The sequence below is a fragment of the Denitromonas iodatirespirans genome, from assembly GCF_018524365.1.
GTDB lineage: Bacteria > Pseudomonadota > Gammaproteobacteria > Burkholderiales > Rhodocyclaceae > Nitrogeniibacter > Nitrogeniibacter iodatirespirans.
In genome coordinates this window covers 171,918-195,037 of record NZ_JAEKFT010000004.1, presented here as the reverse complement: position 1 = coordinate 195,037, position 23,120 = coordinate 171,918, and the positions used below count along the sequence as shown (strand labels likewise).

The following is a 23,120-nucleotide window of genomic DNA, read 5'->3' as shown; positions in this document are numbered from 1 at the left end:
GTACGGAGGCGGCCCCTATAATGGCCAGCGTCGTGGCGTGGCCGGCCAGCGGTGTGTGCCACGCACACCCGACTGGTGCGAGGAGTAACCGTATTGGATATCAAACAGCAAGTGTTGCAGGTGGTGGACGAAGTGCTCGCGTTGAATGGCCGGGCCTTGGCCTTCGAGCTCGACACGCCCTTGCTGGGCGCCGTACCCGAACTCGATTCGATGGCAGTCGTCGGCGTGATCAACCTGCTCGAAGAGCGGTTCGGTTTTTATGTGGAAGACGACGACATCGACGGCTCGACCTTTGCGACGGTCGGCAGTCTGGTCGCATTCGTTTCCGGCAAGCTTCGGTGACCGACATCCTCCGTGAAGCCTTCTTTCTTCCCGGTGACCACGCACCCGGGCGCTTTGCCCTGCTGCGTCGTCCGGCGGGTGAAGTGCGGGGGGCTTTTCTCTACATTCATCCCTTCGCCGAAGAGATGAATCGCTCACGCCGAATGATGGCGACGGCCGCCGAGGCCTTCGCGCACGCTGGCTGGGCGGTCTTGCAGATCGATCTCACGGGCTGCGGCGACAGCGGCGGCAGTTCGGCCGACGCGGGTTGGCGTCGCTGGTTGGACGATGTATCGGCGGGCTATGCGTGGTTGCGCGAGCATCTCGACCTCACGCCGCATCTGTGGGGCTTGCGCGCCGGTTGCCTGCTGGCGGAGAGCTGGCTGCGCCAGACCGACAGCGCGGCCTCGGCGCTTTACTGGCAACCGGTGCTCAGCGGCCGACAGCATCTGTCGCAGTTCCTGATGCTCAAGGCGGCGGGCGCGATGGCGGGCGAGGGCAGCGCCAAGACGATCATGGGGCCGCTGCGCGAGCGGCTGGCCGGGGGCGAAGCGGTGGATATCGCCGGCTACACCGTCAGCGCGGAGCTGGCTCGGGGGCTGGAAGAAGCGTCGCTGGAGAACGCTGCCCGCCCGCACGGCCAGACCGTGGTGGTGGAGGCCGTGTCCGGCGAGCGCAACCTGACGCCGGCCTCGGCGGATGCCCGGGCCCGGTGGCTGGAGGCGGGCGCGGCCGTGATCTGGGAGGTCGTCGGCGGGTCGCCGTTCTGGCTCACTCAGGAAATCACCCTCGCTCCCGCAATGACAAGCCGCACGCTGGCACTCATCGGCGCCTGGGATCAATGAGCACCGTCGAGCGTCCTGTGCTGTTCGAGTGTGCTGGCGAGACGCTGGTCGGTATCGTTGCCGCGCCCGAGCGGCCCATGCGTACCGGGGTGCTCGTTCTGGTCGGCGGGCCGCAGTACCGGGTCGGCAGTCATCGCCAGTTCGTCATGCTTTCGCGTGCCCTGGCGAGCAGGAACATCGCCTGCATGCGCTTCGATTTTCGCGGCATGGGCGATGCCACGGGCGAGCCGGTCGGTTTCGACGCGGTGGGGGCCGACATCGCCGCCGCGCTCAAGACCTTTCGTGCCGAGGTGCCGGGGCTCGAGCGTGTCGTCATCTGGGGGTTGTGCGACGGCGCCAGCGCGGCTTGCCTGTTCGCCCGTGGAGACGCGTCCGTGGCCGGACTGATGCTGCTCAATCCCTGGGTGCGCACCGAGGCGACACGCGCCAGGACCTACCTGAAGCACTACTACCCACGCCGCCTGCTCGACCGTGATTTCTGGATGCGCCTGATGCAGGGCGAGATCGGTGTGGCCAGGGCGCTCAAGCAATTCGTCGGCGGCCTGTCGCGTGGGCGCTCCGAGACGGATGACAGCGACTCGCTGCCCGAACGGATGATCGGCGCCTTGCATGGCTTCGACGGCGCCGTGCTGGTCGGACTGAGCGGGCATGACTATGTCGCCCGTGAATTCGAGGAGTCGGTGCGCGGCAACGTCCGCTTCGACGCGCTGCGGGCGTCGGGACGCATGACGATCCGCCAGTTTTCGGATGCCGATCACACCTTTTCGGCGAAGGCCTCGTGCGAGGCCATGGAGCGGGCTTGCGTGGAGTGGATCGAGGCCCTCGATGGCGACCAGGGCATGGCGCGATCTTCACGGGCTTAACGGGAGAACCGGATGACGATGCGAATGATCGGGGCATGGCCCCGGATGAAAATGGCCGCGGCGATCTGGGCGCTCGCGTCGGCAGTGCCTGCGATGGCGCTGAGCCCGTCGGCGCTCGGCGACGCGGGCTGCGGTAGCCTGGACAACCACTTCGGGCCGTTCGATTACCGTGTCGACAAGCGGCAGGCGGCGGCGGTCGAGTCCGCACATTTCACGCCCGAGATCGAGAGTCTGTTGCACGGCAAGTCGGGATCTCTGGGGGGCGAGCTGGACTATACGCTGCGCGCCTTGCCCAATCACCACCGCGCGTTGATGTCGATGGTGCGTCTGGGCTTTCGCGACAAGACGGAGCGACCCCACGGGGCACGCTACAAGGTCGAATGCTGGCTGATCCGTGGCGAGGTCTTTCGCGACGACGACCCGATGGTCAAGATGATCTACGGGGTGTATTTGCTGCGCAAGGGGCGGACTCAGGACGCAGTAGAAAAGCTTGAAGCCGCCGACAAGCTCGGTGAGGACAATGCCAACCTGCACTACAATCTTGGCTTGGCTTATGTCAAAATCGGGCGATATGACGATGCGCTCAGGCATGCGCACAAGGCCTATGCGCAGGGATTCCCCCTCCCCGGGCTACGCGAGCAATTGCAGCGCGCTGGGAAGTGGCGGGCACCGACGGCCGACGAGCAGCATGTCGATGCCGACAGGTCGCCGCCGCCAGACGAGGAGAGCCGCCAAGCGCCGATCGTCGCGGACTGATAGCCCCGGAAAGGTTCGATGCATGGCCCGATCCCTCCTTTCCATTCGAGAGATCGCCCATGAACCGACCCCGCTTGCTGCACGACCTGGTGGCGTTCGCCACCGCCACGACGCCCGACGCCCCGGCGTTGTATCAGAAGGACACCTGCCTTTCGTTTGCCCAATTGCAGGCGCAGATCGAGACGTTCGCCGCGGCCCTGTGCGGGTTGGGTTTGCTGCAGGACGAGCGGGTGGCGGTCTATCTCCCCAAGCAGGTCGAAGCGGTGGTGTCGATATTCGCCTCGGCCGCGGCCGGCGGGGTGGTCGTGCCGGTCAACCCCCTGCTCAAACCCCAGCAGGTCGCCTACATCCTGAAGAACTGCAATGTCAGGGTTTTGGTCACCTCGGCCGACAGGGCGCATCAGCTCGAATCCGTCCTGGCCGAGTGCCATGACCTGAACACCATGGTGTTGGTGGCGCCCGAGGGCGATCTGGCGATGGCATCGCCGGCCCGCGTATTGAGCTGGGAGGCGGCCATGCGCACCCCGCCGAAGCCGGTCCACGCCCGTATCGCTACCGACATGGCGGCGATTCTCTACACCTCGGGCAGCACCGGTCTGCCCAAAGGGGTGGTGTTATCGCATCACAACATGGTGGCGGCGGCCGAGAGTACGGCGGAGTTCCTCGCGCTGACGCCGGAGGACCGCTTGCTGGCGGTGCTGCCCTTGAGTTTCGACTATGGCTTGAGTCAGCTGACCTCTGCCTATTCGGCCGGCGGCTCGGTCGTGCTGATGGAGTATCTGCTGCCGCGCCAAGTCATCAAGAACGTCGCCCGCTACGGCGTGACAGGGATATCCGCGGTGCCGCCCATCTGGAACCAGTTGGCCATGCTCGACTGGCCGCAGGAAGCGGTCGATTCGCTGCGCTACATCACGACCTCGGGCGGTGTGGCGCGCAAGGCGACGCTGCGCAGTCTGCGCGACAAGTTGCCGCGGACCCGTGTCTTCAAGATGTACGGGCTGACCGAGGCCTTCCGGTCGTCCTACCTGCACCCCGAGGAAATCGACGAACGCCCCGACTCAGTGGGCAAGGCGGTGCCCGGCGCGCGGCTGAGCGTGGTGCGTGAAGACGGCTCGCCTTGCGCACCGGGCGAGCCGGGCGAACTGGTACATCGCGGGTCGCTGGTCGCCATGGGTTACTGGAACGATCCGGCGCGCACGCGCGAGCGCTTCCGGCCGGCGCCTGGCCAGAGCGCCGGGCTGGTGCTGCCGGAGATCGCCGTGTGGTCCGGCGACCAGATGCAGATGGACGAAGACGGCTACCTGTACTTCGTCAGCCGCAAGGACGAGATGATCAAGACCTCCGGCTATCGGGTCAGCCCGACCGAGGTGGAAGAGGTGGTGTTCTCCTCGGGGCTGGTGGCCGAGGCCGTGGCGCTCGGCGTGCCGCATCCGGATTTGGGCCAGGCCATCGTGTTGCTGGCTCATGGGGGGCATGGCAAGGTGCTGGAGGCGGCGAGCCTGCTCGACTATTGCCGCGAACAGCTGCCGACCTACATGATCCCGACCCACCTAGAGGTGCGCGACGACCTTCCCAAGAACCCCAACGGAAAGATCGATCGCGCGGCGCTGAGTGCCGAATACCGGGATTACTTCGTCAAATAGACGGCCGCCGGGATCCTAGCGGCTCTTGATCATCGTGCCCACGCCGTGATCGGTGAGGATCTCCAGCAGCAGGCAGTGTTCGACCCGGCCGTCGATGATGTGCACCGAATTGACGCCGCTGCGTGCGGCGTCCAGCGCGGAGCCGATCTTCGGCAGCATGCCGCCCGACAGGGTACCGTCCTCGACCAGGGCGTCGATGTCCTTGGGGGTCAGGCCGGTGAGTAGTTTGCCGCTCTGGTCGAGCACGCCCGGGGTGTTGGTGAGCAGGACCAGCTTTTCGGCCTTGAGGATCTCGGCCAGCTTGCCCGCGACCACGTCAGCGTTGATGTTGTAGGTTTCGCCGTCTTCGCCGACACCGATCGGCGCGATCACCGGGATGAAGTCGCCCTGGTCGAGGAAGGAGATGAGGCTCGGGTCAATCTGGGTGATTTCGCCCACCTGGCCGATGTCCACCACGTCGCCGAGCGGTGCGCCGGTTTTCTGCATCAGCAGTTTCTTGGCGCGGATGAAGCGTGCGTCCTTGCCGGTCAGGCCGACGGCCTTGCCGCCGTGCTGGTTGATGAGGTTGACGATTTCCTTGTTGACCTGCCCGCCGAGCACCATTTCCACCACTTCCATGGTCTCGGCGTCGGTGACGCGCATGCCCTGAATGAACTCGCCTTTCTTGCCGACCCGGGTCAGCAGGTTCTCGATCTGCGGGCCGCCGCCATGCACCACCACCGGATTCAGGCCCACCAGCTTGAGCAGGACGACATCGCGCGCAAAGCAGTCTTTCAGGTGCGGGTCGGTCATCGCGTTGCCACCGTATTTGATGACGATGGTCTTGTCGAAGAAGCGCTTGATGTAGGGCAGGGCTTCGGCGAGGATGCCGGCCTTGCGCGCCGGGGAGATCGGGGTCGGGGCGTCGGTGCTCATCGGGGCGGTCGCAGTGTGATGAAGAAGGCTTGATTCTAACGGCGGGATCCCGCACCGCAAAGTGCGCTGCCGGTGTGTCGCTTCAGGGGCGCGGTGACTGTATGGCGCCCGGCGCCCAGCGGCGCGGCGGGCTCAGCGGTCGGGTGCCATAGGGCAGGACGAATTCATGCCGCGGGCGCAGGTCGGCACCGTGCCAGGGCATGGCGGCGCGCACCGCGCCGCGCAGCAGGCTGTTGGCCGGCAGGCGGAAGTCGAGTGCGCCGTCCGGCCTGATAGCGGGCAGGCTCAGGTTGCCGACAAATTCGCCGGGGTTGCCCTGGGCAAAGGCCGCGGGTCCGACGAGCAGGTTGTTGCAGGCCATGACCTCGGGCGACGGGGTCGCGGCGTGCTGCCAGACAGACAGGAAACGGGCGCCGATACGCGGTGCGCTGATCAAGGTGTTGTGGCAGAGGCTCAGGCGGTTGTCGTCATTCCGGTAGCCCTCGGCGCCGAAGCTGATCAGCGCCGGGTTCGAGGTGTTTGCCGATTGACCGATGATGTTGCCGACCACCCTGGCGCGCCCGCCTTCGGGAAATTCCAGCTCATAGGCGGCCTCGCCGGTCGGCCCGTCGACCAGCAGGTTGTATTCGATGCGGTGGCGACGGGCGCGTGATTTCACCAGGTGGGCCTGATAGCCGCCTTCGACGCGGCTGCCGCGAAGGGTGAATTCGGCGATCCGCCCGACATAGAGCAGGTGGTGCAGGGCGCCGGGATGGCGCGGTGCCTGGGCGAACACGCTGTTTTCGACATGCAGCCGGGCCTCGGGGTCGTTGCTGGTGAGAATGCCGTTTTCGTTGTCGATGAAACGGCTGTTGGTGACCCTGAGATGGCCGTGTTCGAAGCGGATGCCGGCGCCATTGAGGTGCGGCACGCGGGCGCCGCGAAAGGTGATGTTGTCGATAAGGATGTGGCCGCCGCGCACGACCCAGATGGCCTTGCCTTCGGCCGACTGTCCGGCCGCATCCAGCACGGGGCCGTCGTCCAGGCCGCGAATGGTCAGCCGCTGCTGGGTCCATACGGCGACATCGCCCGGGTAACGGCCGGGTGCGATTTCGACCGTGTCGCCGTCGCGCGCCAGTCGGGCGGCGTCGGCAATGTGTTGCAATGCCTCGTCGGGGCCGACCCGCAACACGGCGGCCGAAACGGGAACGCAGAGAAGACTGGTCAGCAGTAGGGGCAGGCGGCCGGCTGGGCGTCGGGGCATGGGGGCCTGAGTCGGATCGAGAACGCTCAGGCGCCAGTGTGACCGGCCTGGCCCGGCAGCGCCAGTCGGGCGCCACCGGGCTGGGGGCGATGCGGCTTACTCGATGGTCAGGCGCTTGGCCTGGACGGATGCTTTCTTGGGCAGGTTCAGCTCCAGGACGCCATCGACGAACTTGGCCGTGGCCTTGGTTTCGTCGACATCCTGGCCCAGCTGGAAGCTGCGCGATACCTTGCCGTAGTAGCGCTCGGTGCGCAGTATGCGCTCGCCGTCCTTTTGCTCCTTCTGCGCCTTGCGCTCGCCGGTGATGGCGACCACCGGGCCGTCGATGTGTACATGGATGTCGTCCTTGGCGATGCCGGGCAGTTCGGCATGGACCGCATAGGCGTCCGGCGTCTCCTTGACGTCGACCCGCACTTGCGGGGCTTCGCCGGTGTTGCCCCCGAACTCGACAGGGCGTACGAAAAATCCGCGGAAGAAGTCTTCGAACGGATCGTGGCGTGTGATGTTGCTCATGGGATCCTCCTTGTCTGATGGGTGACGATTCACGTAATCCAAAGTAGTGTCGTCAGCGCCGTTTTCAAGGGGGCGTGGATGCAAGCGCTTGTTTCTGCGCGCATCTAGCGGCGTGCGGTTCAGCCGGTGTGGGGGCGGGCGAGGGATTCGGAGAGGCACAGGCGCAGGGCGTCCCGGTTGGTCCATGACCAGATCCGCGCCAGCGCTTCGTCGGCGCAGACCCACTCGGCGGCGTCGTGTTCGCGCGGATCCGGCCGGACGGCGAAGGGTGGCAGACACAGGCTGAACACCGATTCGGTGTTGTGACCCACATCCGGTGCGTAGCGGTGACGCCATGCCGGGGGAATCGGGAAGCGGTTGGCGAGTCGATGGTCGGTGAGCCGGGCGGCGTTGATGGACAGGCCGGTTTCCTCGCGAACCTCGCGGACGGCGGCGTCGATGGGGGGCTCGCCGGGCGCCAGGCTGCCGGTGACCGATTGCCAGAAGTCGAAGGGCGCGCGCCGGTGCAGCAGCAGCACCTGCCGCGCCGGGGTGTAGATCACCACCAGGACGGAATGGGGGCGCTTGAAATCAGTGCTCACGGGGGATGACCGTGCCGTGTACCCCGTCGCTGAAGACATGGAAGGGCACGCCTTGTGCCTGCCAGTGTTCGCAGCAGTCGGTGAGGATGTCGGTGAGGATCGGGGCGCTGTCCGAGTCCGGCGCGGCGTCCAGCAGGATCAGCACGTAGCCGCTGGCCGGCAGCCATGACAGGTCGGTCAGGCAGTCGTAGAGCGCGTCCCAGTTGTGGCCGAACCAGCGGGGCATGTCGAAGCACTGGGCGAGGGCGTCGAGGATGCTCGCCTTGTCGGAGAGGCCGGCGAGGGAGAGTTCGAAGATCCGGCGCTGTCGGGCTTGCGCGGTCGCAACGAGTGTGCCCAGTTCGTCTCGCGACAAGGGCAGGAGGCGGTTTTCGCCATCCAGTGCGAGGTCGTGGCCCGTGGGGGGGGATGCGCTCATCGGGCCTCCGGAATGCGTCGAAAACTGCGGTAGTGATCTGCAGTGTAGTAGTAAACGTCCGGTGGATTGCCGCCTGCAACGATGCGCCGCGCCCCGCGGCTGCGCTCGCCCGGGGTGGGCACGGTGTATTCGCGGTAGTAGCCGCGTGGCTTGGCGGGCAGGCGCTTCTCGCGATTGAAGAAGATCGTGCCGTCCTTGGCGTAGGGGAAGGGGCCGCCGCGTTCGATGCGCGCCAGGGTGTCGAGCGCTTCGGCGGGCAGCCAATCGATATCGCTGTGGGCCGCCGGTGGCTCCTGCGAACAGGCTGGCAGCAGCGCGAACAGCGCGAGCAGAACAATCAGCAGGGGCTGGGCTAGGCGATGCATGCGCAGTCGATCAACCGGGGGATGGCGGGAGTGTAGCAGTTGCGGATCCGCGGTCGGGTGGGCGCTGGGGCCGGTTTAGACCTTGATGTCGCGAATTCCGAATTTCGCCTTCAGCGTGGCATGGAAGTCTTTCAGCGCCGGCAGGCGGGCATTGTTGGGGTCTTGCCGGCGGACGCGGTCGATCAGTTGCTGTGCCTGGTCGGCGTACTGGTCGTTCCAACCGCGGTTCTCGATGTGGCGCAACAGCGCCAGTGCCGCGTTGAACAGCACGTGCACGTTGTTCGGCATTTTGCCCACCGCGCTCAGCATTTCCCGGACCGCGCCGTCGAAATCGCCCGCCTTGGCCTTTTCCGCACCCGTGGCGACGAGTCCGCGGACTTCCTGGTGGACCTGCTTTTCGAGGTCTTCGGCCAAGGCGGCATAGCCGCGGGCATCGAGCATCTTGCGGGTGTTTTCGACGGTGCGCGGGGTGTCCGCAGTGCGCATGATGTCGAGGACGACTTCGGCGCCGGCGTCTTCCATGCCATGGTCGAAACAGGCGCGCGCCAGCTCCTGCTTGAGACCGAGCGACACTTTGCCGAGGCGGGTCGATTCGCTCAGGGCGGTCTCGACGGCCGCTTTGGCCTTGGCTTCGTCGCCGAGTTTGCCATGCAGCATCGCTGCCGACAGTGCCGTGCACAGCTTGCCGCGCTCGCTGGAGGCCATGGTCCGGTCGAGATCGCGCAAGGTGGCCGCGGCGTCTTCCAGCTTGTTGTTGCCGATCTGCGCCTGCAGCAACCAGACATGGTCGTCCGGGTCGCGAAAATCCGAATATTTGCCTTTTCGCACTACCTCGCCGAGCACCGCTTCGGCGGTGTGGGCATCGTCCATTTCGAGCGCAATGGCGCCGAGACGGCGTAGGCGGCCCAGGCGATGGGGCGAGACGGCGGCCGCGCGGGCAAGAATGTCGCGCGCCTTGCCGAGCTCTCCGGCGGCTTCGCGGGTGCGCGCCAGCCAGTCGTAGGCATCGAGGAACTGGTCGTTCTCCTCGACCAGTCCCGCCAGGAGATCTTCGGCTTCGGAGTAGCGCTGGCGCATGTAGAGCGCCTTGGCCAGGCCGAGGCGGGCCCAGGGCACTGCACGCAAATCGAGCACTTGCTGATAGACCCGTTCGGCTTCGTCGGCCTCGCCGGAGAGGATGTGCAGCTCGGCGCGCAGCCGAAGAAAGTCGAGTTGATATTGGGGGTGTTGTGCTTCGCCCTCGAGACAGGCGCGCAGCGCGCCTTGCGTGTCGCCAGCGTCGATCAGGGTGTAGGTGGGCAGCAGCGCGTCGCGTTTGATGAGGGCCCGCACGATGCGGGTGTGCAGGGTGTCGGCGGCAAACGGTTTGAGGACGTAGTCGTTCGGCGCCAGTTCGGCTGCGGAGACGACCTTTTCGTACTGGCGCTCGCCGGTGACCATGACGAACAGCGTGGCCAGCGGAATGATGCCGTTGTGGCGCAGGTCTTCGAGCAGGTGCTGGCCGTCCTGTCCGTCGCCAATGTGGTACTCGCACAGGATCAGGTCGAAGGTGTTTTCGCGCAACTTGCGCACCGCCGCGCCCGCCGAGACTGCCAGCTGGACCTTGTCGATACCGCTCTCACCCAACATGTTGCGCAGCTGGGTGCGCATGTTGGGGTTGGCCTCGATGACGAGGGCGGTGACGGCAGACAGGTCAGGCATGGAGTCGAAGGCGCCGTGAAATAGGGGGTGTCAAGCTGAATTGTCGGCCATCCTGCTGCGATCTTGAGCGGTACCATGAAAACAAAACGAGGCGGCCGGAGCCGCCTCGTTGCCGGGGTGTTACCGCAGGACGCGTGTTCAGTCCTTGGCAACTTCCACCGAGGTGTCCACTTTCTGGCGCAGGCGGATGTGCAGATCGCGCAGCTGGCGCTCGTCCACGTCGCCGGGTGCGTCGGTCAGGAGACATTGTGCGCGCTGCGTCTTGGGGAAGGCAATCACGTCGCGGATCGACTCGGCGCCGGTCATCAGCGTGACCACACGGTCCAGGCCGAAGGCCAGGCCGCCGTGGGGCGGGGCGCCGAACTTCAGGGCATCGAGCAGGAAGCCGAACTTCTGGCGGGCTTCTTCGTCCTGGATGTTGAGCGCGCGGAATACCTTGGACTGTACGTCGGCCTGGTGGATACGCACCGAGCCGCCACCGATTTCCCAGCCGTTGAGGGCCAGGTCGTAGGCCTTGGCAAGGCAGGCGCCGGGAGCGCTTTCGAGCAGGTCGACATGCGCGTCTTTCGGGGCCGTGAAGGGGTGATGGCAGGCCACCCAGCGCTTGTCTTCGTCGTCGTAGTCGAACATCGGGAAGTCGGTGATCCACACCGGCGTCCAGGTCTCGCCGGTGAGATGGCCCTTCTCATGGCCGATCTTGACGCGCAGCGCGCCGAGCGCATCGTTGACCACCTTCGACTTGTCGGCGCCGAAGAACATCAGGTCGCCATCCTTGGCACCGGAGCGCTCGATGATGGCCGCCAGGGCGGTGTCGGAGAGGTTCTTGACGATCGGCGACTGCAGACCGTCGCGCCCTTTGGCGACCTCGTTGAACTTGATCCAGGCCAGACCGCGGGCACCGTAGATGCCGACGAACTTGGTGTATTCGTCGATCTCGCCGCGCGACAGCTCGCCGCCACCGGGGATCAGCAGGCCTGCGACCCGCCCGCCGCTGGTGGCCGGGCCGGAGAAGACCTTGAAGTCGACATCCTTCATCACGTCGGTCAGCTCGGTGAACTCGAGCGCGACTCGCAGATCGGGCTTGTCGGAACCGAAGCGGTGCATGGCTTCGGCATAGGTCTGGCGCGGGAAGGGGGAGGGCAGTTCAACCTCGAGCGCTTCCTTGAAGACGAAGCGGATCAGCCCTTCCATGAGCTCGGTGATCGCCGCCTCGTCCATGAACGAGGTCTCGATATCGACCTGGGTGAATTCCGGCTGGCGGTCGGCGCGCAGGTCTTCGTCACGGAAGCACTTGGTGATCTGGTAGTAGCGGTCGAAACCGGCCACCATCAGCAACTGCTTGAAGAGCTGCGGCGACTGGGGCAGCGCGAAGAATTGCCCCGGGTGAACCCGCGAGGGGACCAGGTAGTCGCGCGCGCCTTCCGGCGTGCTCTTGGTGAGCATCGGGGTTTCGACGTCGATGAAGCCGTTGGCGTCGAGAAAGCGGCGGAAGGCCATCGCGACCTTGTAGCGCAGCATCAGGTTGCGCTGCATGTGCGGACGGCGCAGGTCGACCACGCGGTGGGTCAGGCGGGTGGTTTCCGACAGGTTCTCGTCGTCGAGCTGGAAGGGCGGCGTGACCGACGCGTTGAGCACTTCGATCTCATGGCACAGCACCTCGATCTCACCGGAGGTGAGGTTGGCGTTTTCGGTGCCGGCCGGGCGACGGCGGACCTTGCCGGTCATGCGCAGCACGAACTCGTTGCGTACCGACTCGGCCACCGCGAACATGTCGGCACGGTCCGGGTCGCAGACGACCTGGACCAGACCTTCACGGTCGCGCAGATCGACGAAGATCACGCCGCCGTGGTCGCGCCGGCGATGCACCCAGCCGCACAGCGTGACGATCTGGTCGAGGTTGGCGGCGGTGACCTGGCCGCAGTATTGAGTACGCATGATTCTGATTCCGTTTGGATTCGCCGGACGGCCCGCTGCCGCCGCTGGCTAGGTTTCGACAGGGGCCGGCAGGGGCACTTCGGCCCGTTTGCCGGGGGTGACGACCCCCATGGAGATGATGTACTTGAGGGCCTCGTCGACGCTCATTTCGAGTTCGATGACGTCGCCACGCGGCACCATCAGGAAAAAGCCCGAGGTCGGGTTCGGCGTCGTCGGTACATAGACGCTGATGTAGTCACCGCTCAGATGGCGTGCCGCGTCGCCCCCCGGCTTGCCGGTCAGAAAGGCGATGGTCCAGGCGCCCTGGCGCGGATACTGGATCAGCAAGGCCTTGCGGAAGGCGTGGCTGGAACTGGAAAACAGCGTGTCGGAGACCTGCTTGACGCTGGAGTAGATCGACTTCACCACCGGAATCCGCGCCAGCAGGGATTCCCAGATCAGCACCAGACGCTGACCGAGCACATTGGCGCCGATCAGGCCGGTGAGCAGGATGATCAGCAAGGTGACCGCCACGCCGATGCCGGGAATGTCGAGCCCGAGCAGCACCTTGGGCTGCCAGTGCTCGGGGATCCACAGCAGGATGCGGTCGAGCGTGCTGACGATCCAGGCGATGACCATGAAGGTGATGGCCAGCGGGATCCAGATCAGCAACCCGGTGATGAAGTATTTTTTCATGCGTCGGCGTCAGTGGCAGGCACACCCGCCGCCACAACCGGCGTCGGATGCGCCGGCGGATGCGGTGGATTCGGCCTTGGCCGGTGTTGCCTTGCTGCCGCTCTTGAAGTCGGTGGCATACCAACCCGAGCCTTTCAGCTGAAAGCCGGCGGCGGTCAGTTGCTTGGCGTAGGCTTCGGCGCCGCAGGCGGGGCAGACCGTCAGCGGCGCATCACTCATTTTCTGCAAATGTTCTTTTTCGGCACCGCAATTGGTGCAGCGATAGGCGTAGATCGGCATGACAAGCTCCGAAAAATCAAGCCCGTAAGTCTATCGTATTGATCTGTGCCCGGGAAGCGATGCGTCGTGTCGTCTCAGAGCAATTGCAGGTAGCGAGCGTTCAGAGCATCGCCGGCAAACAGGGCGATCAGGCCGGCCGCGGCCAGGTAGGGACCGAAGGGAATCGGCGTGTTGCGGCCATGGCGCGCGAAGAGCATGAGCCCCACCCCCACCACGGCACCGACCACCGACGACAGCAGGATCGTCAGCGGCAGCATCTGCCAGCCCAGCCAGGCGCCGATGGCCGCCAACAGCTTGAAGTCGCCGTAGCCCATGCCCTCCTTGCCGGTGACCAGCCGGAACAGATGAAAGACCGACCACAAGCTCAGATAGCCGGCCATGGCGCCGATGACCGCGTCGGCGAGCGGCGCGAAGACGCCGCCCAGGTTGAACAGCAGGCCGAGCCAGATCAGCGGCAGGGTGATGGCGTCTGGCAGCAGCTGGGTGTCCAGATCGATGCCCGCCAGCGCGATCATGGCCCAGATGAACAGCACGGCGCCGATCGTTGCCGCACTGTTACCGAACTTCCAGGCCGCCAGCGCGGAAAGCACTGCGGTGGCGAGCTCGACGACTGGATAGCGGCGGCTGATGGGCGCCTGGCAGTGCCGACAGCGACCGCGGAGCATGAGGTAGCTCAGCAAGGGGACGTTGTCGATGGTGCTCACCGGCGTGGCGCAATGCGGACAGCGGGAGCGCGGCGTGGCCAGATTGAAGCGCGCTGGCGGCTCGACTGTCTCGCCACGCAGCTCGGCGGCCTGTACCGCCCACTCGTTCTCCATCATCTTCGGCAGGCGATAGATGACGACGTTCAGGAAGCTGCCGACGAATAGTCCGAGCAGGCCGACGAACGTGATGAGCGCGAGTGGCTCGTTGAGGAGTTCGATCATGGGAGCGTCTGCGCCTCGGCCCGGCCGAGGCGCCCTGGAGCGTTAGACGACGGCGCCGAGTTTGAAGATGGGCAGATACATGGCGACGACGAGGCCGCCGATGACGGTGCCGAGGAAGACCATGATGATCGGTTCAAGCAGCTGGGACAGAGCGGCAACCGCGTCATCGACTTCGCGCTCGAAAAACTCGGCGACCTTGGCCAGCATCCCGTCCAATTGCCCGGATTCCTCGCCGATGGAGACCATCTGTACCACCATGGTCGGAAAGACCTTCACCGCCTGCATGGCGACCGTCAAGCTGGTGCCGGTGCTGACATCGGCCTGGATCTGTTTGGTCGCCATTTTATACACATGGTTGCCGGCTGCGCCGCCGACCGAGTCCAAGGCTTCGACCAGTGGCACGCCCGCCGCGAACATGGTGGACAAGGTCCGTGTCCAGCGGGCGATGGTGGCTTTGCGAATGACGTCGCCGATCACCGGAAACTGCAAAATGAGCCGGTCCATGGTGTTCTGCGCCTTCTCCGAGCGCTTGTAGGCCATGCTCAGGCCGACAACGAGGGCCACAATCAGCGCGAGCGCGATGTACCAGTTCTCCACAAAGAAGTCGGACATGGCGACGACGATCAGCGTCGGGGCCGGCAAGTCGGCACCGAAGCTGGAGAACACCTTCTTGAACTCGGGAATCACGAACAGCATCATGATGGAAATCACGAGGGCGGCGACCACCACCACCGCAATCGGATAAAACAAGGCCGACTTGATCTTGCTCTTGATGGCCAGGATCTTTTCCTTGTAGGTGGCCAGGCGATCGAGCAGGCTGTCGAGGATACCGGCTTGCTCGCCGGCCGCGACCAGGTTGCAGAACAACTGGTCGAAATGCACCGGGTGCTTGCGAAAGGCCTGCGACAGGCTGCTGCCGGTTTCCACGTCGTTGCGGATGTCGTTGAGCAGGCGACCCAGTGACGGGTTGCCCGAACCCTTGATGCCGATGTCGAAGGCCTGTAGTAGGGGGACGCCGGATTTCATCATGGTGGCCATTTGGCGCGTGAACAGCGCGATGTCCTTGTCCGTGATGCGCCGCCCACGGGCCAGGCGACGTTTCTTGACCTTGGTGACGAGGATGCCCTGGCGGCGCAGCGTGGCCTGCACGACGGCTTCGCCGCCGGCGCGCACCTCGCCCCGGACGATCTTGCCTTTCTTGTCCTTGCCTTCCCAGTCGTAGAGGTGTTCCTTGATCTCGTGGGTCGGGCGTCGGGACGAGCGGGTTGCGGTTGCCATGTGTGGTGTGCCTCGAATTATTCGTTGGTCGTGGCCAGGACTTCGGCGAGGGATGTCATGCCGGCCTTGACCTTGCGCAGACCGGAGCGGCGCAGATCGGCGACGCCGTCCAGTTCTGCCTGGGCGGCGATCTCCAGAGAGTTGCCGTTGTTCATGATGATACGGGCAATGTCCTCGGTGATCGGCATCACCTGGTAGATGCCCACGCGGCCTTTGTAGCCGCTGCCTTTGCACTTGTCGCAACCGATCGGGCCGTAGGGCTTCCAGGAACCGTCGAGTTCGGCCTCGGAAAAACCGGCCTCGAGCAGCACGTCGTACGGGATGTCCATGGGTTGCTTGCAACTGCACAGCCGTCGCGCCAGACGCTGGGCGGTGATGAGGATGACCGAGGACGCGATGTTGAAGGGCGCGACACCCATGTTGCGCAGGCGCTCCAGTGTGCTCGGGGCGTCGTTGGTGTGCAGGGTCGATAGCACAAGGTGGCCGGTCTGGGCGGCCTTGATCGAGATTTCGGAAGTCTCGAGGTCGCGGATCTCACCGACCATGATGACGTCCGGATCCTGGCGCAGGAAGGCGCGCAGGGCATTGGAGAAGGTCAGCCCCGCCTTTTCGTTGACGTTGACCTGATTGATGCCGGCCAGGTTGATTTCCGCGGGGTCCTCGGCGGTTGAGATGTTGACGTCGCCCTTGTTGAGGATGTTCAGGCAGGTGTAGAGCGAGACGGTCTTGCCGCTACCGGTCGGGCCGGTCACCAGGATCATGCCGTAGGGCCGCTGGATGGCAGCCAGCAGTGCGGCCTTTTGTTCGGGGTCGTAGCCGAGCGCGTCCACGCCGAGCATGGCCGAGGATGGGTCCAGGATCCGCATGACGATCTTTTCGCCATGGATGGTGGGCAAGGTGGAAACGCGGAAGTCGATGGCCTTGTTCTTCGACAGCACGAGCTTCATCCGCCCGTCTTGCGGGACGCGCTTTTCGGAGATGTCCAGGCGGGAGATGACCTTGATGCGGGCGGCGATCTTCTCGCGCAGAATCAGTGGGGGCTGGGCGATCTCGCGCAAGGTGCCGTCGGTACGCACACGGATGCGGTAGTACTTCTCGTAGGGCTCGAAGTGGATATCCGACGCCCCTTCGTTTATCGCGTCGATGAGCACTTTCTGGATGAAGCGGACGACAGGGGCGTCATCGACTTCCGCCTGGGCCTCGTCCTCGGCGGCGCTGGGCGCGTCCTGCTCCAGCATGTCCATGTTGAACTCGTCGCCGGTCAGGGCTTCGAGGCTCTCTTTGGCGGATTCGCCATTCTTCTCGATGGCGGCGCCCAGCTTGCTGGCCTCGACAATCACCGGGTCGACCGACAGACCACTCTGGAAGCGGATTTCGTCGAGCGCACGCAGGTTGGTCGGGTCGGCGAGGGCGACGGTCAGACGGTTGCCGCGCTTGGCGATGGGCAGCACATGGTGCTTGGCGATCAGCTTGCGGTCGATCGCATCGGCCAGCACGGTGCTCGGATCGAGGGCCGCGATGTCGAGGACCGGGTGGCCGAAGGTGTCGGCGGCAAAGCGGGCGACATCCCGCTCGCTGAGCAGGCCACGGCGGGCGGCTTCGAGGATGAAGCCGTTCACCTTGTTCTGCTGTTCGGCGGTGCACGCCACGGCATCCGCTTCTGTCAGGCGGTTCTGCTGGACCAGCGCGCGCGCCAGACCCGTCAGTGCGATTTGTGGATTTGCAGCCATGACCACCCGTTATGGAACCGACATAGCATGTTGCATCGCTTGATGTGGCTTGTAAAGCTTCCGGCGCAAGCCCTTGTGAGCACTGGCTTTATGTTCTCGGCTTGAACAGCCGGGCGGTTTTCACCATGCGATCCTGGGTTTGCACCACTTCGATGGGCACATCGCCGATACGTATCGACAGACCGGCCTCCGGAATGTCTTGGAGGTACTCAACGATCAGCCCGTTCACTGTTTTCGGTCCATTTACCGGAAGGTTGAGCCCTAATTTGCGATTGAGGTCGCGCAGATTGTGGCCGCCATCGACGAGCACGCTGTCGTTGGCATGCCAGGCCAGACGATCGCCGCCGGCAGGGGCGCTGGTCGTGAACTTGCCGATCATCTCCTCGATGATGTCTTCGACCGTGACCAGACCGAGCAATTCGCCGTATTCGTCGACCACCAGGCCCATGCGCTGCTTGTTCTCCTGGAAGAACTGGAGCTGCGAGTACACCGGTGTGTCGGCCGGGATGAAATAGGTCTTGGTGGCCATCTTGCGCAAGACGTCGTGGTCCAGCTCGTCCTCCAGCGTGTGGCTGAGCATGCGCCGCAGATGAAGGATGCCGACCACGTTGTCCGCTTCGCCGTCGAAGACCGGCAGGCGGGTGTGGTAGCTGGTGGCCAGTTGCTGGCGGATTTCGTCGATCGGATCGGACAGGTCGATGCCTTCGATGGCGCCGCGCGGCGTCATCACGTCTTCCACCGTGATGTCTTCGAGCTCGAACATGTTCAGCAGGATGCTGCGGTGCTTTGACGGGATCACATGGCCGGCTTCCAGCACCATGCTGCGCAATTCCTCCGCCGACAGGTGCGACGGGCCATCCCCACCCTGCGGATGGAGCCGCAGCGCGCGGAGCAACACGGCCACGAACAGATTGACGAACCAGACCGCAAAGTAGGAGGCGCGCAGCAAGAAGGTGAGCGGAAAGGCATAGATCACCGCCAGGCGGTCGGCATAGCGGGCGCCGATGACCTTTGGGGTGATCTCGGAGAACACCAGGATCATGAAGGTGACCGCCAGCGTCCCGAGTCCCAGCGCCCAGCGCTCTTCGCCGAACAGCGCGATGGTGATGACGCTCACCAGCGTTGCCGCGGCGGCATTGACCAGGTTGTTGAACAGCAGGATGACGCCGAGCAGCTTTTCGGTCTGGCCCAACAGATTCAGCGCCAAGACGGCGCCGCGGTGGCCGCTGGACGCCAAGGCTTTGAGGCGGTAGCGATTGGCGACCATCATGGTCGTCTCCGCCATCGAGAACAGGCCGGAAAACACCAACAGCAAGGCAAGTGCAGCAATCTGCACCGATAAGGGAATGTCGGACACGGCCTGCTAGGAGGGACGGGGTGAATCGAGTATTCCGGCGCGCCGGAACGATGTCAAGGCAAGGACCTCAGCTCGCGCGCTGCAGCAGGACTTCCAGCACGAAGCGGCTGCCGACATAAGCCAGCATCAGGGCGGCGAAGCCGGCAATGGTCCAGCGCTGGGCCAGCTTGCCGCGCCAGCCCCACAGCCGCCGACCCACCAACAGGGCGCCGAACAGCAGCCAGGAGATGGCTGCGAAGATGGTCTTGTGATCCACCGAAAACGCTTTGCCGAACAGTTCTTCGGAAAACACCACGCCGGAGATCAGCGTCAGGGTGAGCAGCACGAAGGCGATGCGGATCAGGCGGAACAGCAAATGCTCCATGGTCAGCAGCGGCGGCAGCGAGGCGAAGGCGTTGGACAGGCGGGCGCTATGCAGGCGCTTTTCGGCGATGGCCATCAACAGTGCGTGCAAGGTGGCCAACGTGAACAAGCTGTAGGCCAGCATGGCGACGATGAAATGCGCGCGAAAGGCGGGCGAGCCGGCCTTATCGAGCAGATGCGGCGGCGGGAAAAGCCCCGGCAACAGTGCGCTGACCGCCGCGGCCGGCATGACGAAGGTCTGAAGGCCGTCGAGCCGGGAGAAGAAATTCTCGATCCAGTAGAACAGCACTGCCAGCCACACCATCAGCGAGAGCGCCGTGCCGAACCCGAAATGCATGCCCTTTCCGGGAAACAGCTCGCTGTGGAGGACGACACCATGCGTCACCAGGGCGAGCAGCAGTGCAATCCGTTCCCAGCGCGACAGGCCGCGGCGCGGCATGTCGCCGGAAGGATGCCAACGGGTGCGCCAGAAATGCACGCCGAGCGCGGCATACATGGAGGCGGGCAGCAGATGCAGTAGAATCGATGGCATCCCGCAAGTTTACTCCAAGCCAGATTTCCGGACCATCATGCTCGACAATTTGACCACACGGCTTTCCAAGGTCGTCAAAACCATTCGCGGCCATGCCCGGCTGACCGAAGACAACATCCAGGAGGCGATGCGCGAGGTGCGCATGGCCTTGCTCGAAGCCGACGTGGCACTGCCCGTGGTGAAGGACTTCGTTGCCCGGGTGCGCGAGAAGGCGGTCGGTCAGGCGGTGATCGGCTCGCTCACGCCGGGGCAGGCCCTGGTCGGTGTGGTGCACGACGAGTTGTGCGCGCTGATGGGTCAGAAGAACGAAGGCCTGGATCTGGCCGCCCAGCCGCCTGCGGTGGTGCTGATGGCCGGTTTGCAAGGCGCCGGCAAGACCACTACCACCGGCAAGTTGGGCAAGCTGCTGCGCGAGCGCAAGAAGAAAAAGGTGCTGGTGGTGTCGGCCGACGTCTATCGCCCGGCCGCCATCGAGCAGTTGAAGACCGTGGCCGGGCAGGCCGGTGTCGAGTTCTTCCCCTCCGACATTTCCCAGAAGCCGGTCGATATCGCGCTGGCGGCGCTGGACTATGCCCGCAAGCATTTCATCGATGTGTTGCTGGTCGACACGGCGGGCCGCTTGGCCATCGATGAGGCGATGATGGCCGAGATCAAGGCCCTGCATGCCGCCATCCGGCCGGTCGAAACCCTGTTCGTGGTCGATGCCATGCTGGGCCAGGACGCGGTCAATACCGCGGCGGCCTTCAACGAGGCCTTGCCCCTGACCGGCGTTGTGCTCACCAAACTCGACGGCGACTCGCGCGGCGGTGCGGCCCTGTCGGTGCGCCATGTCACCGGCAAGCCGATCAAGTTTGCCGGTGTGGGCGAAAAGCTCGACGGGCTGGAAGAGTTCTTCCCCGAGCGCATGGCGTCTCGGATTCTCGGCATGGGCGACATCATGGGCCTGGTCGAGGACGCGCGGCGCAATGTCGACGAGGAAAAGGCCAAGGCCTTTGCCCAGAAGCTCAAGACCGGCAAAGGCTTTGACCTCAACGACTTCAAGGAGCAGATCGGCCAGATGCGCAAAATGGGCGGGCTGAGTTCGATGATGGACAAGCTCCCCGCGCAGTTTGCCCAAGCGGCTAGCCAGTTGCAGGGCGGCGCTGAGGAGAAGATGGTCGGTCGGGTCGAAGGCATCATCAATTCCATGACCCCGCTCGAGCGGGCAAAGCCCGAGCTTCTCAAGGCCTCGCGCAAGCGGCGTATCGCCGCCGGAGCCGGAGTGTCGGTGCAGGAAGTCAATCGTCTGCTCAAGCAATTCGAGCAGACGCAAAAGGTGATGAAGCAATTCTCCAAGGGCGGCATGGCCAAGATGATGCGCGGCATGAAGGGGATGCTGCCGGGCATGATGCGGTGATGCCCTCTGGCCAGGCGCCGGCGTCGCTGTTCGACGCCGTGCGCGGCGCGCTGCTGGCCTGCGACAGCGAAGAGAAGTGCGAGCGCGTGCATGCGCTCAAGGCCGCGTTCGACGGCGGGCGTTTATGCCTCGGCGACGCGTCGCCGCCCGAGCCGATCGTCGACTGCGGTCGTCCGCTGCGCCCCGAGCTGGTGGCGCCAAACAAGCTGCGCAAGCGCCGACCGGGCAGTCCGGATGGTCATGCCGCCTTGCTCCATGCCATCGCCCATATCGAATTCAACGCGATCAACCTCGCGCTCGACTGCGCTTACCGTTTCCGTAATCTGCCTGAGGCCTTCTACCGGGGGTGGGTCGATGTGGCTGCCGAAGAGGCAACGCATTTCCTGCTGGTGCGCGAGCGCCTGCAGGCCCTGGGCTCCGACTACGGTGCGTTTGCCGCGCACAACGGTTTGTGGGAGATGACGGTTCAGACCGCCGACGATCCGCTGGCGCGCATGGCATTGGTGCCGCGCGTGCTGGAGGCCCGAGGTCTGGACGCAACGCCGCCGATCATGGACAAGCTGCGGGCCATCGGTGACGAGGCCACCTGCCGGGTGCTGGACATCATCCTGCGCGACGAGGTCGGCCATGTGGCGCTGGGAGACCACTGGTTCCGCTACTTCTGCCGCCTCGAAGGCCTGGCGCCGGAGGCGACCTATCTGAACTTGATCGCACAATTCAACGCGCCTTGGCCCAAGCCGCCGCTCAATCTGCCGGCGCGGCGACGTGCCGGTTTCAGCGAGGCGGAACTCGTCGTGCTCTCGGCACCGCGACCTGGCGGTCGGACCTGAGGCTGCCTGCGCGACGCGCCACGAGCGGCGAAGCCGCCGGCGAACCGGCGCTTGATCCGGGCCGCCAAGAAAAAGGGAGGTGACATGTCACCTCCCTTTTTCTTGCACTGCGATTACGCTTAATTCGGCTTAGCGCAGCCCGGCGATGTAGTCCGCGACGGCCTCGATTTCCTTGTCGGTCATCTTGAGCGCGATCATCCGCATCATCTTGTTCGGGTCGTTGGTGCGCTCTTCGGCACGGAAGGCCTTGAGCTGAGCCACGGTGTACTCGACAAACTGGCCGGACAGGCGCGGGAACTGGACCGGCAGGCCTTTGCCGGCCGGGCCATGGCAGGCGGCACAGGCGGGCAGGCCCTTGGAGGCATCGCCGGCGCGCCACAGCTTCTGGCCCCACTCGACGGTCGCTCCGTTCTTGGCCACGGCGGGTTGAAGCGTCTGGCTGCCGAAGTAGTGGGAGACGTTGACGATGTCTTCCGGGGTCAGGGCGGCGGCCATGCCGTTCATGACGGCGTTGACGCGGACCGGCGGTTTGCCGTCGGTCGACTGGAATTCATGGAGTTGCTTGGCCAAGTATTCCGGAATCTGGCCAGCCAGCTTCGGGTTGGCAGACAACTGGCTGTTGCCGTCAGGGTTGTGACAGCCGGCACAGATGCCCTCGGCCGTCGCCTTGCCTTTTTCCAGATCGGGAGCTTGTTGTTCGGCCTGAACACTACCGGCGGCCAGAAAAAGGGAAAGCAGCAGGGAACGCTTCAGCATGATCTTGATGTCCTCGGGTGCCGTGGTCGGTGGTTCAAATCCTGATATTCTATAACAGCTTGCCGGGTTTGCGCGACGCAACACCCGCCCCATTTCCCCGAGTCGCCCACCGAATGTCCCTCTTCCGTCACGCCGCATTTGAAATTTCCGTTGCCGAACCCCGCGGCCTTCCGCCCCCGAACGGCGCCGAGATCGCCTTTGCGGGGCGCTCCAATGCGGGAAAGTCCAGCGCCATCAACACGCTGGCGGCGCATACGCGTCTGGCCTTCGTCTCCAAGACGCCCGGCCGTACCCAGCTGATCAATTTCTTCCGCTTGCGCTGCGGTGCGGTGATGGTCGACTTGCCGGGCTACGGGTATGCCGAGGTGCCGGAGAAGATCCGCCGGCAGTGGCAAGGGTTGCTGGAGAATTATCTGCGTGAGCGTCCGAATCTGATCGGTCTGGTGCTGATCATGGATTCACGCCGCCCCCTGACGCCGCTCGACCGGCAGATGCTCGACTGGTTTGCCCCGAGCGGCCGACCGGTGCACGTGTTGCTGACCAAGAGCGACAAGCTCACCCGCAGTGAAGCGGCGAAGACCCTCGCGGCGACGCGCAAGGCGCTGGCCGAGTGGGGCGAGGCGGTCAGCGTGCAGATGTTTTCGAGTCTCAAGAAGACCGGAATCGACGAGGTGGAGCAGGTCGTCGGCCAATGGCTGGAAGCCCTGCCGGCAATGGACGCTACCGAAGGCGAGGGTGAAAAATAAACCCCCGGCCAAAGGGGAGAAAGCCGGGGGCTGAACGCCCTGCCTGAACGGCAGGGCTCCCGCTCAGGGAGGTTGAAGCGGGAGATGGCTTTCACCATCTGTTTTCCTAGATCAAAGGCGGTCGGGAAAGTTCCCGGCATACTTTTTCGTTCT

At 64.7% G+C, this 23,120-nt stretch carries 24 protein-coding genes; 8 read left to right on the top strand and 16 right to left on the bottom strand.

What is annotated here, in order from left to right; genetic code table 11:
* Positions 1–93: 93 nt before the first annotated feature.
* Genes I8J34_RS05265 through I8J34_RS05245 form a run of 5 tightly spaced genes read left to right on the top strand, consistent with a single transcriptional unit; the run spans position 94 to position 4,428 of the window.
* Positions 94–342 carry an acyl carrier protein gene (locus I8J34_RS05265; protein ID WP_214360335.1) on the top strand — a complete coding sequence of 83 codons (249 nt, stop codon included), beginning with the start codon at positions 94–96 and terminating at the stop codon, positions 340–342.
* Positions 339–1,166, top strand: coding sequence for a hydrolase 2, exosortase A system-associated (locus tag I8J34_RS05260; RefSeq protein WP_214360334.1), 828 nt, complete (start codon positions 339–341; stop codon positions 1,164–1,166). Before I8J34_RS05265 ends, I8J34_RS05260 begins: the two co-directional genes overlap by 4 nt.
* Positions 1,163–2,029 (top strand): hydrolase 1, exosortase A system-associated, encoded by an 867-nt coding sequence (locus I8J34_RS05255; protein ID WP_214360333.1) that lies wholly within the window; start codon positions 1,163–1,165, stop codon positions 2,027–2,029. Before I8J34_RS05260 ends, I8J34_RS05255 begins: the two co-directional genes overlap by 4 nt.
* Before the next feature lie 12 nt (positions 2,030–2,041).
* Positions 2,042–2,785: a tetratricopeptide repeat protein gene (locus tag I8J34_RS05250; protein ID WP_214360332.1), complete on the top strand. Its 744-nt coding sequence runs from the start codon at positions 2,042–2,044 to the stop codon at positions 2,783–2,785.
* 59 nt (positions 2,786–2,844) lie between these two features.
* Positions 2,845–4,428, top strand: coding sequence for an acyl-CoA ligase (AMP-forming), exosortase A system-associated (locus I8J34_RS05245; protein WP_214360331.1), 1,584 nt, complete (start codon positions 2,845–2,847; stop codon positions 4,426–4,428).
* A 15-nt stretch (positions 4,429–4,443) separates the two neighbouring features.
* Here the strand turns inward: I8J34_RS05245 and argB are convergent, their stop codons facing one another.
* From argB to I8J34_RS05170, 15 genes are all read right to left on the bottom strand, one after another.
* On the bottom strand, positions 4,444–5,343 hold the full coding sequence (gene argB / locus I8J34_RS05240) for an acetylglutamate kinase (protein ID WP_214360330.1): 900 nt from the start codon (positions 5,341–5,343) through the stop codon (positions 4,444–4,446).
* Positions 5,344–5,425: 82 nt separating this feature from the next.
* Complete coding sequence (locus tag I8J34_RS05235; protein ID WP_214360329.1) at positions 5,426–6,586, bottom strand: right-handed parallel beta-helix repeat-containing protein; 1,161 nt, start codon at positions 6,584–6,586, stop codon at positions 5,426–5,428.
* A 96-nt stretch (positions 6,587–6,682) separates the two neighbouring features.
* A complete protein-coding gene (locus I8J34_RS05230; protein ID WP_214360328.1) occupies positions 6,683–7,099 on the bottom strand; it encodes an Hsp20/alpha crystallin family protein in 417 nt (138 codons plus the stop codon).
* Between the two features lie 119 nt (positions 7,100–7,218).
* Complete coding sequence (nudB, locus tag I8J34_RS05225; protein ID WP_230411718.1) at positions 7,219–7,680, bottom strand: dihydroneopterin triphosphate diphosphatase; 462 nt, start codon at positions 7,678–7,680, stop codon at positions 7,219–7,221.
* Entirely contained in the window at positions 7,670–8,098 is a 429-nt protein-coding gene (locus I8J34_RS05220) for a barstar family protein (protein ID WP_214360326.1), read from the bottom strand. The genes nudB and I8J34_RS05220 overlap by 11 nt, the downstream gene beginning before the upstream one ends.
* The gene (locus tag I8J34_RS05215; protein ID WP_214360325.1) at positions 8,095–8,463 is read right to left on the bottom strand and encodes a guanyl-specific ribonuclease; all 369 of its coding nucleotides are present in this window, start codon (positions 8,461–8,463) and stop codon (positions 8,095–8,097) included. Before I8J34_RS05215 ends, I8J34_RS05220 begins: the two co-directional genes overlap by 4 nt.
* A gap of 75 nt (positions 8,464–8,538) precedes the next feature.
* Entirely contained in the window at positions 8,539–10,164 is a 1,626-nt protein-coding gene (locus tag I8J34_RS05210; protein WP_214360324.1) for a response regulator, read from the bottom strand.
* A 138-nt stretch (positions 10,165–10,302) separates the two neighbouring features.
* Positions 10,303–12,099, bottom strand: coding sequence for an aspartate--tRNA ligase (gene aspS, locus I8J34_RS05205; RefSeq protein WP_214360323.1), 1,797 nt, complete (start codon positions 12,097–12,099; stop codon positions 10,303–10,305).
* A gap of 48 nt (positions 12,100–12,147) precedes the next feature.
* Complete coding sequence (locus I8J34_RS05200; protein WP_214360322.1) at positions 12,148–12,774, bottom strand: DUF502 domain-containing protein; 627 nt, start codon at positions 12,772–12,774, stop codon at positions 12,148–12,150.
* A gap of 9 nt (positions 12,775–12,783) precedes the next feature.
* Entirely contained in the window at positions 12,784–13,053 is a 270-nt protein-coding gene (locus I8J34_RS05195) for an FmdB family zinc ribbon protein (RefSeq protein WP_214360321.1), read from the bottom strand.
* A 74-nt stretch (positions 13,054–13,127) separates the two neighbouring features.
* A complete protein-coding gene (locus I8J34_RS05190; RefSeq protein ID WP_214360320.1) occupies positions 13,128–13,979 on the bottom strand; it encodes a prepilin peptidase in 852 nt (283 codons plus the stop codon).
* A 42-nt stretch (positions 13,980–14,021) separates the two neighbouring features.
* On the bottom strand, positions 14,022–15,257 hold the full coding sequence (locus tag I8J34_RS05185) for a type II secretion system F family protein (protein WP_214360319.1): 1,236 nt from the start codon (positions 15,255–15,257) through the stop codon (positions 14,022–14,024).
* Positions 15,258–15,274: 17 nt separating this feature from the next.
* Entirely contained in the window at positions 15,275–16,987 is a 1,713-nt protein-coding gene (gene pilB, locus I8J34_RS05180; RefSeq protein ID WP_214360318.1) for a type IV-A pilus assembly ATPase PilB, read from the bottom strand.
* Positions 16,988–17,075: 88 nt separating this feature from the next.
* Positions 17,076–18,323 (bottom strand): HlyC/CorC family transporter, encoded by a 1,248-nt coding sequence (locus I8J34_RS05175; protein ID WP_255553115.1) that lies wholly within the window; start codon positions 18,321–18,323, stop codon positions 17,076–17,078.
* Positions 18,324–18,411: 88 nt separating this feature from the next.
* Positions 18,412–19,239: a cytochrome C assembly family protein gene (locus I8J34_RS05170; RefSeq protein ID WP_214360316.1), complete on the bottom strand. Its 828-nt coding sequence runs from the start codon at positions 19,237–19,239 to the stop codon at positions 18,412–18,414.
* 37 nt (positions 19,240–19,276) lie between these two features.
* Between I8J34_RS05170 and ffh the strand changes: the two genes are divergently transcribed.
* Both ffh and I8J34_RS05160 read left to right on the top strand, forming a co-directional pair.
* The gene (gene ffh, locus I8J34_RS05165) at positions 19,277–20,635 is read left to right on the top strand and encodes a signal recognition particle protein (protein ID WP_214360315.1); all 1,359 of its coding nucleotides are present in this window, start codon (positions 19,277–19,279) and stop codon (positions 20,633–20,635) included.
* Positions 20,635–21,465, top strand: a complete 831-nt coding sequence (locus tag I8J34_RS05160; protein WP_214360314.1) for a ferritin-like domain-containing protein — start codon at positions 20,635–20,637, stop codon at positions 21,463–21,465. Before ffh ends, I8J34_RS05160 begins: the two co-directional genes overlap by 1 nt.
* Before the next feature lie 129 nt (positions 21,466–21,594).
* Here the strand turns inward: I8J34_RS05160 and I8J34_RS05155 are convergent, their stop codons facing one another.
* Positions 21,595–22,221 (bottom strand): c-type cytochrome, encoded by a 627-nt coding sequence (locus I8J34_RS05155; RefSeq protein WP_214360313.1) that lies wholly within the window; start codon positions 22,219–22,221, stop codon positions 21,595–21,597.
* Positions 22,222–22,334: 113 nt separating this feature from the next.
* On the opposite strand from I8J34_RS05155, the gene yihA reads away from it, so the two are divergent.
* Positions 22,335–22,967, top strand: coding sequence for a ribosome biogenesis GTP-binding protein YihA/YsxC (gene yihA, locus I8J34_RS05150; RefSeq protein WP_214360400.1), 633 nt, complete (start codon positions 22,335–22,337; stop codon positions 22,965–22,967).
* Positions 22,968–23,120 lie beyond the last annotated feature (153 nt).

Bases quoted from the DNA above. Each gene is read 5' to 3' on its own strand.
- I8J34_RS05255 (WP_214360333.1), top strand. From the start codon at position 1,163: ATGAGCACCGTCGAGCGTCCTGTGCTGTTCGAGTGTGCTGGCGAGACG.
- I8J34_RS05250 (WP_214360332.1), top strand. From the start codon at position 2,042: ATGACGATGCGAATGATCGGGGCATGGCCCCGGATGAAAATGGCCGCG.
- I8J34_RS05245 (WP_214360331.1), top strand. From the start codon at position 2,845: ATGAACCGACCCCGCTTGCTGCACGACCTGGTGGCGTTCGCCACCGCC.
- argB (WP_214360330.1), bottom strand. From the start codon at position 5,343: ATGAGCACCGACGCCCCGACCCCGATCTCCCCGGCGCGCAAGGCCGGC.
- I8J34_RS05235 (WP_214360329.1), bottom strand. From the start codon at position 6,586: ATGCCCCGACGCCCAGCCGGCCGCCTGCCCCTACTGCTGACCAGTCTT.
- I8J34_RS05230 (WP_214360328.1), bottom strand. From the start codon at position 7,099: ATGAGCAACATCACACGCCACGATCCGTTCGAAGACTTCTTCCGCGGA.
- I8J34_RS05220 (WP_214360326.1), bottom strand. From the start codon at position 8,098: ATGAGCGCATCCCCCCCCACGGGCCACGACCTCGCACTGGATGGCGAA.
- I8J34_RS05215 (WP_214360325.1), bottom strand. From the start codon at position 8,463: ATGCATCGCCTAGCCCAGCCCCTGCTGATTGTTCTGCTCGCGCTGTTC.
- I8J34_RS05210 (WP_214360324.1), bottom strand. From the start codon at position 10,164: ATGCCTGACCTGTCTGCCGTCACCGCCCTCGTCATCGAGGCCAACCCC.
- aspS (WP_214360323.1), bottom strand. From the start codon at position 12,099: ATGCGTACTCAATACTGCGGCCAGGTCACCGCCGCCAACCTCGACCAG.
- I8J34_RS05200 (WP_214360322.1), bottom strand. From the start codon at position 12,774: ATGAAAAAATACTTCATCACCGGGTTGCTGATCTGGATCCCGCTGGCC.
- I8J34_RS05195 (WP_214360321.1), bottom strand. From the start codon at position 13,053: ATGCCGATCTACGCCTATCGCTGCACCAATTGCGGTGCCGAAAAAGAA.
- I8J34_RS05190 (WP_214360320.1), bottom strand. From the start codon at position 13,979: ATGATCGAACTCCTCAACGAGCCACTCGCGCTCATCACGTTCGTCGGC.
- I8J34_RS05185 (WP_214360319.1), bottom strand. From the start codon at position 15,257: ATGGCAACCGCAACCCGCTCGTCCCGACGCCCGACCCACGAGATCAAG.
- pilB (WP_214360318.1), bottom strand. From the start codon at position 16,987: ATGGCTGCAAATCCACAAATCGCACTGACGGGTCTGGCGCGCGCGCTG.
- I8J34_RS05170 (WP_214360316.1), bottom strand. From the start codon at position 19,239: ATGCCATCGATTCTACTGCATCTGCTGCCCGCCTCCATGTATGCCGCG.
- ffh (WP_214360315.1), top strand. From the start codon at position 19,277: ATGCTCGACAATTTGACCACACGGCTTTCCAAGGTCGTCAAAACCATT.
- I8J34_RS05160 (WP_214360314.1), top strand. From the start codon at position 20,635: ATGCCCTCTGGCCAGGCGCCGGCGTCGCTGTTCGACGCCGTGCGCGGC.
- I8J34_RS05155 (WP_214360313.1), bottom strand. From the start codon at position 22,221: ATGCTGAAGCGTTCCCTGCTGCTTTCCCTTTTTCTGGCCGCCGGTAGT.
- yihA (WP_214360400.1), top strand. From the start codon at position 22,335: ATGTCCCTCTTCCGTCACGCCGCATTTGAAATTTCCGTTGCCGAACCC.